The following is a 14616-nucleotide window of genomic DNA, read 5'->3' on the forward strand; positions in this document are numbered from 1 at the left end:
CCACTGGGGCCACCATGCAAGCGCCTCAAACACGCGGCAGGCGCAGCTCAAACCGCGTGCCCTCTGCCGAGGTGGAGGCCAGCAGCAGGTCACCCCCATGCCTGCGGGCGATGCTGCGGCTGATGGTCAGCCCCAGTCCGGTCCCGCCGCGCTTCAGCGTGGCAAAGGGCTTGAACAGCCGCTCCTTGAGATCTTCCGGCACCCCGGGACCGTTGTCCGTCACCGCCAGCACGATGCGGCGCTCCAGTGCCAAGGCCTCCAGCAGCACGCGCCCGTCCTCACGTCCGCCACAGGCATCAGCGGCGTTGCGGAGGAGGTTCAGCAACGCCTGCCGCAGCAGTTCGGGGTCGGCATGAAAATTCGCATCCTCCACGATGCCCAGTTCAAAACGCACCCCGCGTTGCTGCATCTCCGCCTGGTGGTCATGATGAAACAAATCCACCAGCTCTGCCAGCGCGCAGGAAATGATGCGCGGCTCCGATGGGCGGGCGTAAATCAGAAAATCACCCACGATGTGCTCCACACGGTCCAGCTCGCGGTTCATGCTGGCCACCTGCGCCGCCACCTTGGGCTGCAGTTCGGCGTCCACCAGCAGCCCCAGCGCATAGGCGCGGTTTTTCAGTGCTCCCACCGGGTTGCGGATTTCATGGGCCAGACCGGCTGCAAGACTGCTCAGAGAGGCCATCTCATCGCGCGCTGTTTTCGCATGCTCCACCTGCGCCGCCTGCTCCTGCAGCGGCTGGAACCACCCACGATAAATCATCCACAGCAGCAGTCCAAACAGCGGTGCCATGACCGCCGCAGCCGTCACCACCAGCCATTGCAGCTCCCGCATCGAATCCCGCATTTCGGTCACGCGGTCCAGCAGACGGAATCCGCAGGCATCCCGCAGGGCCTGAAGATCCCGCAGCAGTTCCCTGAACGGTTCGTCGGCACGCATGACGCCTGCCAGCCTCTCCTTGTCTGGCAGCGCCAGCCATGACTGGACCTGCTCGCCATAGATGCGCAGGTCCTTCTGCACCTCCTCCAGCGAAGTGGCCGCCGCACCGGTCAGCGACACGGGTGGGTGGCGGAAAAATGCCTCATTGCGCGCAAACAGCACGGCGTACTGGTCCTGCTTCCCCACATTCACCTCGCCATCGCCCAGCCGCAGCGCCGCGCTGTGCAGGTCCAGCATCAATGCCGCGCCATCACGGTGGAAGCGCAGCCCGATTTCCTGCTCCTCATGCGCCAGCACCCGCAGCTGCTCCACCTCGCGCAGTCGCAGCATGATCAGCAGCACCAGACAAACCGCTGCTGCCAGCAGGCACAGAGCCAGCGCGACGGCGGCTTGTTTCCACGCGGAAATCGTCATGCCGCAACTATACGCACAGGATGCCATGGATTCACTTTCATCCTGCGGGATTGCGAAATCATAAATCCAGTGGCATTCCACGCCAGACCATCCTTGGTGTCCGACCGCCATGACGCCGCTCCCGCTCGCCGACCGCTATGCACGTTTTCGCGACGCCGTCTTCTCCGGCGTGGCCGAGACGCTGCCGGGTTTTGCCGAACCCATGACGGAGATGGAACTGCAAAGCCTGTGGTTCTCCGGCGCCTTTGGCTGTGAGTTCACCACCACGGATGGCAAGACGGTGCGCATCGCTGATTTCGGTGTCTGGAATTCCGGAGCCGGGCCGGATTTCAACGGCTGCGCCATCGTGATCGATGGTCAAACCCTGCGCGGTGACATCGAGCTGGATCCCGATGCCCGCGACTGGGAACGGCACACGCATGGCTCAAACGAGAACTTCAACCGCGTCATTCTTCACCTCTTTCTGCACGCGCCAGAGGAGCGCTTCTACACGCGTAACAGCGCCCACCACGCTGTACCACAAGTGCTGCTGCAGGCCGGCATGCTGCCGGAAGGCATCCAGCCCAAGCGCAACCTCGCTCAAGCCAGAATGGGCCGCTGCGCCGTCCCCCTGCGGGACATGGAGTCCTCACAAGTGCAGTCCATCATCGAATCCGCTGCCCAGCATCGGCTTGAGCTCAAATCAAAGCGTCTGCACCGTAGCGTGGCCGCTCAAGGTCGCGAGCAGGCGATCTATCAGGCGCTGGCGCAGACGCTGGGCTATCGCAAAAACCAGCAGCCCTTCGCCATTCTCTCCCAGCGGCTGCCATTGAAGAAAATCACCCAGCTTGATGCCGCAAAGCGCGAGGCATGGCTCTTCGGCGTCTCCGGCTTCCTCGAAAGCGTCCGCAGTGACGACACCGAGCCCGCCACACGCTCCTACCTGCGCGAGCTGTGGAGCGAATGGTGGAAGCTTCGCAGCGGGGTGGAGCGCTGGCTGGATGACCGCCAGCTCCTGCGCTGGAAGCTCAATGCCATCCGCCCCGGCAATCATCCGCAGCGCCGACTCGGCGCACTCGCCGCGCTGCTGCGTTCCTGGTCCTCCATCGTCACCCCTCTCGCCGATGCCACCCGCTGGAGCCAGGCCGCGTGGCGCGAGTCCCTGCTCGCGCTCTCCCATGACTTCTGGGCCACCCACTACACTCTCCTCTCGGAAACGGCGGAGAAACCCGTCGCCTTGATTGGCGAAACGCGCGTGCAGGAGATGCTCGCCAACGTCGCCTACCCGCTGCTCGTTCCAGAGCGCACGCGCCTGTGGGCCGAGTATCTCGAACTCCCCGCCCTGCTGGACAATCAAAAGGTGCGCCGTGCCGTGCTGCGGCTCTTTGGTGAGGACCCGCGCAGCCGCGACTTCACCAAAAAACTGCACCACCATCAGGGCCTGCTGCAGATCTATGAGGACTTCTGCCTCGAGGACGATTCCGCCTGCGCCAACTGCCCATTCCCGGAAAGATTGAAGGAGTGGAGCTGAAGCCGACGTTTTGGCGTCCAACCATGCGCTCGCTTCTCGCTCTCGCCCTTTCCTCGTCGTTTGCTCTCGCAGCAGATCTGCCAGATCCCGCCGTCATCACGGCGGCCATGAAGAAGGCTGTCACTTACGCTCATACGAATCTCGCGCGCGAAGGTGGCTATGCCTCTTCCTATGACAAAGAGGGCAAGATCGGCGAAGTCGAGCACGCCAAATCGCCCACCATCATCTCCATCCAGCCTCCAGGCACGACGACGATGGGGCTGGTGATGCTGCGAGCCTATCAAGCCACGGGTGACGACCTTTTCCTCACCGCCGCCAAAGATGCCGCCAAGGCACTGCTCAAATGCCAGCTCGCCTCCGGTGGCTGGGACAGCGACTTCGATTTCGATCCCGAGAAGGCCAAAAAGTATTACCTGCGCAGTGATCTCGATGCCGGAGACAAGGAGCCCGGCAAACGCCGCAACAGCACCACCCTTGATGACAACAAGACCGAGTCCGCGCTGCTGTTCCTCCTCGAAATGGTCCACGAGCCCGCCTGCAAAGACGATGCCGAATTGAAGCGCTGTACCAAGTTTGCCTTCGACGCCCTGCTCGCGGCCCAGGCTCCCATCGGTGCCTGGCCTCAGCAGTTCTCCGGCCCGGCGGACCCCACAGCTCCAGTGCTCAAGGCCAGCTATCCTGAAACGTGGAGTCGCACCTTTCCTGCCATCAAATACACCGGCTTCTACACGCTCAACGACGACAACCTGCAGCAGATCGCCAGGGTGCTGTTCCGCGCCTACGATCTCGAAAAGGACGAGCGCTACCTCACCGCCTTGAAGAAACTTGGCGAGTTCTTCCTGCTGGCCCAAATGCCCGAGCCGCAGCCCGTCTGGGCCCAGCAGTATGACCGCGACATGCACCCGGTTTGGGCGCGCAAGTTCGAGCCCCCCTCCGTCACCGGCTACGAAAGCCTCGGTGCCATGGAGGTGCTGCACCAGCTCTGGGTGCTCACCGGGGATGACAAATACCTCCGCCCCCTCCAGCCCGCTCTCTCATGGTACGAACGCTCCAAGCTGGCCGACGGCACCCACGCCCGCTTCTACGAACTGCAGACCAACAAGCCCCTCTTCTTCGTCAAGGACACCTACGAGCTGACTTATGACAGCAGCAATATCCCCACCCATTACTCCTTCACAGACATGGTGCAGGACAACATCGACGACTTTAAAAAGAAACTCGCCAAAGGCCGCGAAGAGCTTCAGCAAAATCTCGCCGGCCCCCAGACTCCCAAGGAATGGAAGAGCAGGGCCAAAGGGTTGATCGCCAAGGTTCAAAAAGCTGTCGCTTCGCTCGACAGCGAAGGCCGTTGGATCAAAGACGACGCCATTGATTGCGCTGAATTCGTCAAACACATGAACGCCATGACAAATTACGTGGAGGCACGAAAAAAGAGCGGAGAGTAGCAAGTTGCATCCCCCCTGCACCGCCGCATAGCGTTCCAGGCCTTAACGTCTGGCCACCACGAACGCGCTCATCACCAGTCCGATGAGCACCCCCGCCGCAGCGATGAGCCAGAAGTTCGCCGGTGTGTCGGCCACATCCGCCCGCACATACATGCTGAACAGGCCCGTCAGCGCTGTCAGCGGCAGGAACAATGCAGCCATCACATTCAGGCGGTGTGAGGTGTTCGCCATGATCTTCGCGCTTTGCGCCTGCGCCTCGGCTTGCTTCGCCACGGTGAAGTTCAGGCCAAACTGCGCGTCCTGCAGCAGCAGCTCTGCAGTGCGCTCCACACTCGCCGCCTGATCTCGCAGATTGATCACATCGCGGTCTGCTTTGATGAATTCACGCGCCTGCTGCAGCGCACGATGCAGGCCGCGCGAACTGCGCAGCACAGGAGCGATGGCTTCGAGCACCTTGTGGTACTCGGCGGCCGTTTGAGCTGCGTGCTCCTGCTTGTCCAGTTCATCCAGCCTCGCCACATACGCCGTCAGATGATTTTGCAGCGCGAGACTGCCTCCGTTGTCCGGGCTGGATTTCCAAACACCGTCCGGCTGCCGCCAAAACAACGCGGGCCGACGGGTGATATCATCGGGCCCGGGAAGCTGATGGAGAATAAGCAGCAGGTGCTCCTCCTCATAGATCGCACGCTGCGTCCCTGCTTCCCGGCCCACCCGGTTGCGAATGGCCTCCGGAATGCTGGCCCAAAGTTTCGGCATGATTTGAATGTCTGGTTTCATGATTGGGATTTTTTCAATCCCGCCACCATGAGAGCAGAACCACGTGATTCGGGCGATTGGAAAATGCAGGAGGATTTGTCAGTGACCGGGAGGTCTGGAGGGATTCCAGTCTACTCCACGCATTTGACAATCCTAAGTGGGCCGCGCAGGGTTCGTCCATCATGGCAAAAAGCATCATCAATGTTCGATTCGACGTAGAACTGCAGTGTGATGGCGAAAAGGCGGAACAACGCCAATGGGCGTGGTTCAGGAATGAATTGAGCGGAGGCATCGCAGCTGCAGAATCGGAGTTTTTGCCCCTGAATGCAGAGGATTTGATCGCCAAGGCAAAACAGCGCAAGAAGGTCGGCTCCCGCTAAGATTTTTCCGGTGCCCTCAGGCGCGCACCTTGTTTATGCTGGACTAGCACCGAGAGGAGCAATCTCTGATGAAAACTCAGTCAGCTGAACCAACCACAAATCTTGCCCCCACGCGAATCACGGCCTAGCTTCTGCGCTCATCCCATCATGACCCACGCCGTCCTCAGCCTCCTCAAAGAAAGCCGTCACCCCATGCGCATCGATCTCATCGGGGTCGCAGGTTCAGGCATGAGCGGGCTCGCGCTGCTGCTGCTGGGCCTCGGTCACAAGGTCAGCGGCTCGGACAAGGCGACCACGGTGGAGACGGACCGCCTGCAAAAGCTCGGCCTGCAGTTCTTCCACGGTCACACGGAAAAAGAGGTCGAGGACTGCGACATGGTCATCTACTCCAGCGCCATCAAGCCCGGCAACGTGGCCTATGAAGCGGCCTACAAGCAGGGCATTTCCCTCATCCGTCGCGCCGAGGCGCTGGCCGCCGTCATGGCGAACAAGAAAGGCGTCGTCGTCTGCGGCACCCATGGCAAAACGACCACCTCTGCGCTCACCGCCCACGTGCTGCGCCAGGGTGGCCTCAAGCCAAGCCACTACGTCGGTGCAGAGATCCCCATCCTCGGTTCCAACGCGCACTGGGACACCGAGGGCGAGCTCTTTGTGGCCGAAGGGGATGAAAGCGACGGCACGCTGGTGAACTTTCATCCGGAACACGCCATTGTGCTGAACATCGAGCCTGAGCATCTCGACTTCTATGACGGCATCGAGGCCATCAAGACCGTGTTCCGCCAGGTCCTCAGCCAGACGCGAACCCATTGGGTTTACTGTGCCGAAGATCCCGTGGCCAGCGAAGTTTGTGCCGGGCCCCAAGGCGTCAGCTACGGCTGGAGCCGCTCGCACGATTTCTCGGCCAACATCCTCTCGATGAAGCCGGACCATTCCGAGTTCGAAGTGTACCAAAAAGACCAGCTTCTCGGCACGGCCACGCTCGGCATTCCCGGCAAGCACAACGTCAGCAACGCACTCGCTGCCATCGCCCTCGCCACCCGTTGCGGTGTCACTTTTGAGGCCATCCAGCACGCGCTGCGCACCTTCCGGGGTGCCAAGCGTCGTTTCGAAATCCGCCACAGCGGCGAGCGCTTCACCGTCGTGGACGACTACGGCCATCACCCCAGCGAGATCGCCGCCACGCTGGCCACCGCGAAAGGCTTGAATGCAAAGCGCATCGTCTGCCTCTTCCAGCCGCATCGCTACAGCCGCACGCAGCTCTTGAAAAAGGAGTTCGGTGCCAGCTTTAACGATGTGGACGAACTCTTCGTGACCGACGTTTACCCTGCCAGCGAAAAGCCCCTCCCCGGTGTCAGTGGCGAGACGATCCTCGAAGAGGTGAAGCTGCAAAACGATCACACCAAGACTGGCAGCACACCCACGATGCCCATCGCACGCGACAAGGTGGGCAACGCCCTGCGCCCGGGCGATCTGCTCATCACCCTCGGCGCTGGCAACGTTCACGAAGTCGGCCGCTGCATCGCCCGCGATCTGCCCGTGCTCGAAAAACTCTGCGCCATCCTCGATGCCAACGGCGGCGGCGTGGCGCGCCTGTACGAGCCCATGAACCGCCACACCACCTGGCTCATCGGTGGTCCCGCGCAGTACTGGATCGAACCGCGCAATGAAGCGTCCTTCGCGGAAGTCGTGCGCTACTTGCGCTCGGCCTCGATCCCAATCCGCGTCATCGGCCGCGGCTCCAACCTGCTCGTCAAAGACGGCGGCATCCGCGGCGCAGTGATCCACACGAAAGGCGATTTCGAAAACGTGACCGTGAACGGCGACCTCATCACCGCCGGAGCCGGAGCAAGGCTCAAGAAAATCGCCAGCGCAGCACGCAATGCCGGCATCGGCGGTTTTGAATGGATGGAAGGCATCCCCGGAAATCTCGGCGGTGCCATCCGCATGAACGCCGGCGCCATGGGCTCCGAAACCTTCGACCAAATCGTCAGCGTGCGCTTCATCGACACAGACGGCAGCATCAAAGAAAAACCGCTGGCCGAGATCACCCACCACTACCGCAGTGTGCCGGAGTTTGAAGAGCGTTACGTCGTCTCCGCCGTGTTCAAAGGCACCCCTGCCCCGCTGGCCGAGATCGACACCAAGCTCGCCGCCTCTCATCAAAAACGCCGCACCTCTCAGCCCGTCGGTGCCAGCGCCGGCTGCACTTTCAAAAACCCCGAAATCTGCGGCGCAGGCAAACTCATCGATGATCTCGCCCTCAAAGGCCGCAGCGTCGGCAAAGCCGTCGTCAGCGACGTCCACGCCAACTTCATCGTCAATCAAGGCGGCGCCACCGCCCGCGAAGTCCTCGACCTCGTGGCCCAGATCAAAGATACCGCCATGCACGAGCGCGGCGTCACTCTGGAGATGGAAGTGAAGGTCATCGGCGAAGACCAGCCGCTGCCGCTGTGATCCGGCTTAGCCTAGAATTTGACCGGAAATTTTATCCGTGGAGACAAACTCCCGCACCTGCATCGCAGGGTCGCTAGCCACAAAGCATGCCGGGGCCATCATGGTCGAGTTGATGATACGAGACGCCTGAGGATCTGGCACCGGAATCAAAGCACCATGCAGCACACCATAGGTCGCCCCATGCATTCCTGGCCCTGCAATGCTGTTGTTGATGAGGACAATGCGGGGGCAGTCCTCATGCCAGTTCGTGATATTGGAGACGTAGTTGCGCAGCAGTTCAGCGCCGGCGCTGAACATAGGATTGTGCTGGCTCATAAACTCCGCAGGAGACAGCCCCATGTCACATGCGCAGCGGCTGAAGTCAGCAATTTGAAACTCGCTGCGCACGTTCGTGGGCTCGTAGCCGAGCATGAGAAACGATCGCTCTGGAGCACCGTCGAGGTGTAGCTTGGTGCTGTTCTGCTGGTCGAAGCGACCCAGTGAAAGATATTCTAGAGCCTCGCCCCATCTCATAGTGTGAAGCTCGGAAAGTCGTTCTTTGAGAACAGTCATGGAATGGCGCAGTTCCTGGGAACTGAGATTCTGAGGCATCACCAAAACAGCAAAGCCGGGCTGACCAAGTCCGCTGCGGAACACGCGTTCAAAGACCGCCTCAGCGATTTGAAGAACGTCAGTGCATTCGATAAGATGATTCAATGCCGGTCCCATGAACGACGAGAGCCCCCTCACAGTCCATTCGCAAGATCTTTAAGCGACACTGACGCTCCGCTTTCTACGCAGTCCCAGCATCACCAACCCGACCATCAACAGAATCATCCGGCCAGGTTCAGGAGCGATGGCAATGTAACCCGTCTGCCCAAGCTGGGAGGTGTCCCAGGTAAGACCTCCACTGAGGGTGGGCATGACAAAGGTATCGAAGGCTACTGTCCGGTCGGAGAGGAGTACAGTGCCCCAGTCGATGAGCTTCCAGCTGTCGCCAACAGCCCAGGAGCTGATGCCGGTGCTTGAGACTTGTAAGGTACCGCTCAGGATCACGGCACCCCCACCCACGATCAGGAGATCGGCATTGGTGCCGGGATTGACTCCGCCCGCATTGCCCCAGAGATCGAATTGCAATATGCCCGCAGAGAACAAGCCACCGTTCAGGGTCATCGTCTGCCCCGCGCTTCCATTGTAACCCACCGAAAGCGTTCCACCGACGTTGATGCTAGTCGCGCCTCCTACAATTCCCGTTCCTGAAAGCGTCGCCCCATTGGCGATGGTGACTGCACCCGTGCCCGTGGCTGAGCCGGAGCTGTTCATGACACGCAGCGTGCCCTGATCCACAATAGTGCCGCCGCTGTACGTGTTGCTGTTCCCGGAGAGCACCACCGTTCCACTGCTGCCGAGAATCAAGGAGCCTGTCCCCGTCATCGCCTGCGCCAGGGTGCCCTCGCTCGTGCGATTGATGACCAGCGTGCCGTTGTTCACCACCTGCCCGCTGCCAACGCCCCCAGTCACCAATGTACCAGCATTGATGGTGGTGCCCCCGCTGTAAGTGTTGTCGCCTGACATGACCTGGACACCCGTGCCGCTTTTCACCAACGCCAGCGAGCCGTCCGTTCCCACGCCGTCGCCATCACGCACAACACCATTGAATGCCTGCGTAGTGCTGTCGGCCACGTTCACTGTCAGCGTGGCTGAGCCAGCCACACCAGACTCGTTTTCCACCACACCACCGCCCACCAGTGCATTGCTGCTGATTCCTGCCAGGGTTTCGCTGTTGCCAGCCAGCCGCAGCACGCCCGCCGTCGCTCCTGTTCCCGCCAGCGTGGCAATCGTGGTGTCTGCGATCTGATTGGCTGCTGCCAGCAGCACCACGGCGGAAGCGGTGCCATCACCAATGCTCAGGCTGCCAGCAATGGCATTGATACCCGCCGTCTTGTTCAGCCTCAACGTACCGCCCAGCACGGTGGTGACACCTGTGTAGGTGTTGGCCGCAGTGCCCGCCAGCGACTGCTGTGCTGCCCCCACCTTGGTAAAGACCAGAACCGAAGAAGTACCCGTACCATTTTGCAGGACACCGGTGAAACTTTGATCCGAAGTGGTGTTCACAATCAGCTTGCCGGTGGTGCTGGCCAGCGCGTTTTCCACCACACCGTTCTGAGTAGCTCCGGCGCTGGACAGACCGCCAATCGTTTCGGTGTTGCCATTGAGCCTGAAGGTGCCGGTTCCAGCAACAGTACTGTTGCCCGCCAAAGTGACCACGGCGGTGTCCTGAATCTGTTCACTCCCGCTGAGCAGGAGGATGTCAGCCGTCGAACCACTCCCATCTCCGACAGTGATATTCCCAACGACCGCAATGGCACCGCCAGTCTTCGCCAGAGACAGAGTGCCAGCATTGATGGTGGTGGTTCCGCTGTAAGTGTTCGAGAGCGAACCATCGAACGTGAGCACACCCGTTCCCGCCTTGGTGATGCCCAGCGTGCCCGTGCTGCCATCTTGAATCAGGCCGCTGAAATTGCTGGTCTCATTGCCATTCCCAGCGGTGAGCACCGCATTGGTGCTTCCACCATTGCGGAGCGTTCCAAGTCCGGAAAGACCTCCCAGCGTCTCATTGGCGCGCACCTCGAAAGTCCCCGCCACGGCCACATCAGTATTGTCCCCAATGGCCTGCGCCGCATTGGTGCTGTTCACCCGCAGCGTCGCTCCGGCACCCACCGTGATGTTTCCCGCACTGGATGACAGAGTGCCCGTCCCGCTGATTTCCAGCGTGCCGCCATTCACCGTGGTGGCCCCTGTGAAAAGGCTGGCTCCAGTGAGCACCAGCGTGCCGTCCCCCGCCTTGGTCAAACTGCCAGCAGTGGCCGTGCTGCTGACCACAGGATTGGCAATGCTCAGCCTCCCCTGGCTGACCTGCACGATGAACTCATTGGCAGTGCCTGCGCCCACGACTCCGCTGCCAGTGATGCTGTAGGTGTCGCTCGATAAGGCGGGCGCATACAGCAGACCGCCGCTTGTGCCGGAGAAGGTGATAGCACGCGTGTTTCCATCCAGCGTCACCCCCGTGCCAGTGATTTTGAGACTGTTGACGGTGAGCGCACCCGTCAAGGAAGTGCCGGAAGTGAGTAGATAATTGGTCGCCGTATCGCCCCCCGTAGTGGACAGGGCAGTGTAGTTGGAAAACGCCACCAGATTGCCCGAGACATCTCGCGTGGCCCAGTCCGCCCCGTTGAAGACTGCGTAGCCTCCCAGAATGCCTGCCGAATTGTTGAGTGCATTGGTGGCGGTAAAAGAAGCCGTGCCCGAGGCCACCAGATTAAGAGTGCTGCCAGCAGTCCGGCTAATGCTGGCACCATTGAGCGTCACGACCAGACTGGTGGCTCCATTGGGTGTCAGAGAGAGTGTGTTGGCACCGGCCGTCAGCGCGAGGCTCGCCAGCGTCTGCGTGGGCGAACCACCTCCTCCACGAATGCTCAGCGTGCCACCGCCAAGAGAGATGGCGGAGGAACCGCTGAGTATATTGGATGTCGGCGCACCCGCCGCACTGAAGTCCAGCATCAGCGTCCCCGCATTCACCGTCGTGGTGCCCGCGTAGGTGTTGGCCCCCGTCAGCACCCAGGTGCCTGCCCCTGTTTTTGTCACCGAGGTGAGTCCGCTATTATCACCTATGACAGCCGCGATGCTGTTTTCACCCGTATTGGTGCCCGTCAGCGTCAATGTCCGCGCTCCCAACTGGCTGTTAAATCCCATGCTGCCCGTGTTGGTGAATTTCAACGTGCCGCTGCCTGACGCATCGATCACGCTGCCCGTGGCTGTGCCCACACTAAACAGACGATCCGTAGTGGTCGTCGCTCCCGTGTATTGCAGAGTACCACCATTGAGCACCAGATTGGCCGCCGCATTGCTGGAACTGCCCAGCGTGCTGGCCGCGCCCCCATTCGTGAGAGTGGCGATTTTCAGGATGCCAGCGCTGATCAGCGTCGCGCCGCCATAGCCGTTGCTGCCTTGCAGCTCCAGGGTACCCGTTCCGGTCTTGGTCAGGCCACCCGTCGCTCCGTTGATGGAGGCCACGTTTTTGAGGATGCCTGACTGCGCCGTGAAAGTGATCGCATTCGCCAGACTGCCGATGGCATTGCCCCCCATGTCCAGCGTGGCCCCATTAAGCGTCACTGTGGCAGTGCTGGTACCCGCGCCACCCGCGCGCGTGATGGCTCCACCGAGAGTAATAGATCCGCCATTCAAGTTGAGCACCGCCGTGGCGGTGCCACCCGCAGTGGTGGCAGACGCCATCGTGATGCTGCCGATCGTGGTCGTGTTGCTCCCGCTGAGAGTCAGAATCGCGGAGGCGCTGCCAGTGGCTGTGGTGTTGCTGGCCAGAGTGACCGTGCCCAGGGTGATTGTGCCTCCACCCAGGGTCATGGTACCAGCAATGGCACCAGAAGCCGTGTTGGAGTTGATCTTCTGCGCAAGATTGACCGTGGTGGCGTCCAGCATGCCGGTGTCGAAATCAAATGTGGCTGTCATCGACCCGGTGGATGCACCTGCGCCGCGAGTGGCGACATTGAGCGTGCTCAGTTTCAGATCCGCATTGTGGCCCCGTGAGTCAAACGATCCCCCGAGCGCTCCGGAGGTGCTCGGCAGCAAAGAATGCCCCACGTTCAAGACGGCCGCCCCGACGCCATCCGCCGCACGAATCTTGAGCGTGCCGGAGCTGGTGGCAAAACTGAGCGCGCCTATGGCCCGCGCTCCTCCTGCGATCGGGCCAAGGTCCAGCGTGTTTGCGTTCAAGACCGTAGCCCCCGCCCCAAAGGAGATAGTCTGAGTCCCGCCGCCTGATTCACCGCCGACCGAGATACGGTTCGCGGTGATGGTGCTGTTCACCGCCATTTTAAGCACCGAGGTGGAAGCATTCCCCGTCGTGTTGTTGTCTCCCACTCGAAAAACGCCGCTGGCTGTCCCCATGTTTGCCGTGAATGAAGACATGCCGGTGAGGTCCAGAATGGCCGTGTTGTAGCTGATGTTGCCCGTGGCCATCCCCAGCTGAAAGGTGCCGCCAGAGTCATTGATGACCAGCGATCCCCCACCGTTCATCGTGGTGTTGGTGACGCTCGCAGCCACATTGCCACCTATGCTGACGTCACCATTCACAGTCAGCGTTTCCCCAGCAGTCACAGTAATGGCACTCACGGCAGTGGTGTTTGCCAGCACCTGCAGTCCACCAATGGCCTGGCTGGTGCCCGTGGTGTCCAGCGCGGCCGCCGTACCGGAACTGTCCCCCAAAATTAAGGCTGAGGTGGAGGAAAGACCGCCACTCACGCCCGTACGCAAACTGCCAGCATAGATGTAAGTGGCACCGGTGTAGGTGTTGTCCTCCATGAACGTGAGTCCGCCCGTGCCCGCCTTCGTCACGCTGACCACTCCCGTACCATTGTTGGTGATGCGTGCGCCAAGGGTCAGCATGCCGCCGCTGTTTTGATTGATGATGAGGCTGCCTGCCGCGTTTGTGCCCTCCCCCGCTGTCAGCGTTCCATACCGCACAGCCGCGCTTTGGCTGCCGCTGAAAAGGAAACCGCCGCTTTCCACCCGCAGAGTGCGCCCGCCCAGATCCATCACAAACGCGCTGGCCGGAGCGAGGTTCAATGAGTTGATCTGCCGGCTGACACTCAGCATCGAAGGACTCGCCGTCAGTTTGACATTGGACGTCGCTGTCCAGGTATCTTGGTCCGTTGTGATGTAATCACCTGCCTGCATGGCGCGCACCGAACCCACCGTGGCGTCATATTTCGCAAACTCATTCCCCACCGTGGCATAGCCGCCCATGATGCCGTCGTTGTTCAGGGCTGAGGTGAAAACAATACGGTTGCGCGTGTCGTCACCGAGGCCCGTGCCGCTGAAGTTCACCACGCCATTGGTTCGCGACAGACTGCTGAAGGTGATCGCCGAAGTCTGGCCGCTGTCCGCCTGGCTGCTCGTCAGAGTGTTCACTCCTCCGGCCAACGTCAGCACCCCGACGGTCTCATTGTAATTGGCCGCCCCGCCCGTGTTGATGAACTGCATGTTGCCGCCGTTCAATGAAACAGCCTGGGTGTCCGCCAGTCGGGCAGTGTTGTTGGCGGCTGCTGTGTTGGAGAGGCGGAATGTCGCCCCATTGGTGACGGTGATGCCGGTGCCCAGCGCCATGCTGCCATTGGCCCCGCTGATCGTCAGCGTGCCATCCAGCACACTGGTGAGTCCACTGTAGGTGTTTGCTGCGGTGAACGTCAGCCCCCCCCGGCCTACCTTCACCAAATTGGCCACCCCAGAAGCGTTGACGATCCCCTGGCTGATTTCCAGCTCTCCCGCTGCATTCGTAACGTTGAAATTGCGGCTGGTCCCGCTGCCCAGTTGCAGAACCAGATTGATGGTCTCCTTCGTGGCGGAGCTGTCAGTAGCATCACCTCCCAGCAGCACGGCATTGCCACTGACCACGAAGGCGCCGGCGGTGGAGGAAAAGTTAAACACGGCAAAGCTCGTGCCTGCGGTGAGATCATTGAAAGGCGTCAGCCTGGTCGTGCCTGTAAAATTGGGGCTGCTGCCTGCAGTCGGCGCGGCTCCGGTGCTCCAGTTGGCTCCAGTGCTCCAGTTGTTGTCTGCTCCACCTCCAGTCCAGTTTTGGGCTCGAACCAGGGAGGGGCATAGCAAGCTGCTGAAGACCAGAAAAAAAGCACAGGTGCAGGCGCACCTCGCGGAGCCGCT

Annotated in this window: 8 protein-coding genes; 4 read left to right on the top strand and 4 right to left on the bottom strand. The window is 61.0% G+C overall.

Annotated elements, in window-relative coordinates; translation table 11 throughout:
* Nucleotides 1-25: 25 nt before the first annotated feature.
* Complete coding sequence (locus AC3RLQ_RS19565) at nucleotides 26-1354, bottom strand: sensor histidine kinase (protein WP_493030328.1); 1329 nt, start codon at nucleotides 1352-1354, stop codon at nucleotides 26-28.
* 109 nt (nucleotides 1355-1463) lie between these two features.
* On the opposite strand from AC3RLQ_RS19565, the gene AC3RLQ_RS19570 reads away from it, so the two are divergent.
* Together AC3RLQ_RS19570 and AC3RLQ_RS19575 are read left to right on the top strand one after the other, a co-directional pair.
* Nucleotides 1464-2864, top strand: coding sequence for a DUF2851 family protein (locus tag AC3RLQ_RS19570; protein ID WP_493030329.1), 1401 nt, complete (start codon nucleotides 1464-1466; stop codon nucleotides 2862-2864).
* A gap of 23 nt (nucleotides 2865-2887) precedes the next feature.
* Nucleotides 2888-4309, top strand: a complete 1422-nt coding sequence (locus AC3RLQ_RS19575; RefSeq protein WP_493030330.1) for a pectate lyase — start codon at nucleotides 2888-2890, stop codon at nucleotides 4307-4309.
* Nucleotides 4310-4351: 42 nt separating this feature from the next.
* On the opposite strand, the gene AC3RLQ_RS19580 is transcribed toward AC3RLQ_RS19575, so the two are convergent.
* Nucleotides 4352-5086: a CorA family divalent cation transporter gene (locus AC3RLQ_RS19580; protein ID WP_493030331.1), complete on the bottom strand. Its 735-nt coding sequence runs from the start codon at nucleotides 5084-5086 to the stop codon at nucleotides 4352-4354.
* A gap of 161 nt (nucleotides 5087-5247) precedes the next feature.
* Here AC3RLQ_RS19580 and AC3RLQ_RS19585 point away from each other — a divergent pair, with 161 nt between their 5' ends.
* Both AC3RLQ_RS19585 and murC read left to right on the top strand, forming a co-directional pair.
* A complete protein-coding gene (locus AC3RLQ_RS19585; RefSeq protein ID WP_493030332.1) occupies nucleotides 5248-5445 on the top strand; it encodes a hypothetical protein in 198 nt (65 codons plus the stop codon).
* 147 nt (nucleotides 5446-5592) lie between these two features.
* Nucleotides 5593-7899 carry a UDP-N-acetylmuramate--L-alanine ligase gene (murC, locus tag AC3RLQ_RS19590; protein ID WP_493030333.1) on the top strand — a complete coding sequence of 769 codons (2307 nt, stop codon included), beginning with the start codon at nucleotides 5593-5595 and terminating at the stop codon, nucleotides 7897-7899.
* 6 nt (nucleotides 7900-7905) lie between these two features.
* Here murC and AC3RLQ_RS19595 read toward each other — a convergent pair whose 3' ends face one another.
* Nucleotides 7906-8451, bottom strand: coding sequence for a hypothetical protein (locus tag AC3RLQ_RS19595; RefSeq protein WP_493030334.1), 546 nt, complete (start codon nucleotides 8449-8451; stop codon nucleotides 7906-7908).
* 195 nt (nucleotides 8452-8646) lie between these two features.
* On the bottom strand, nucleotides 8647-14562 hold the full coding sequence (locus tag AC3RLQ_RS19600; RefSeq protein WP_493030335.1) for a beta strand repeat-containing protein: 5916 nt from the start codon (nucleotides 14560-14562) through the stop codon (nucleotides 8647-8649).
* Between the last annotated feature and the right edge of the window lie 54 nt (nucleotides 14563-14616).

It is taken from the genome of Prosthecobacter sp. GW821-HT29F12, from assembly GCF_058803405.1.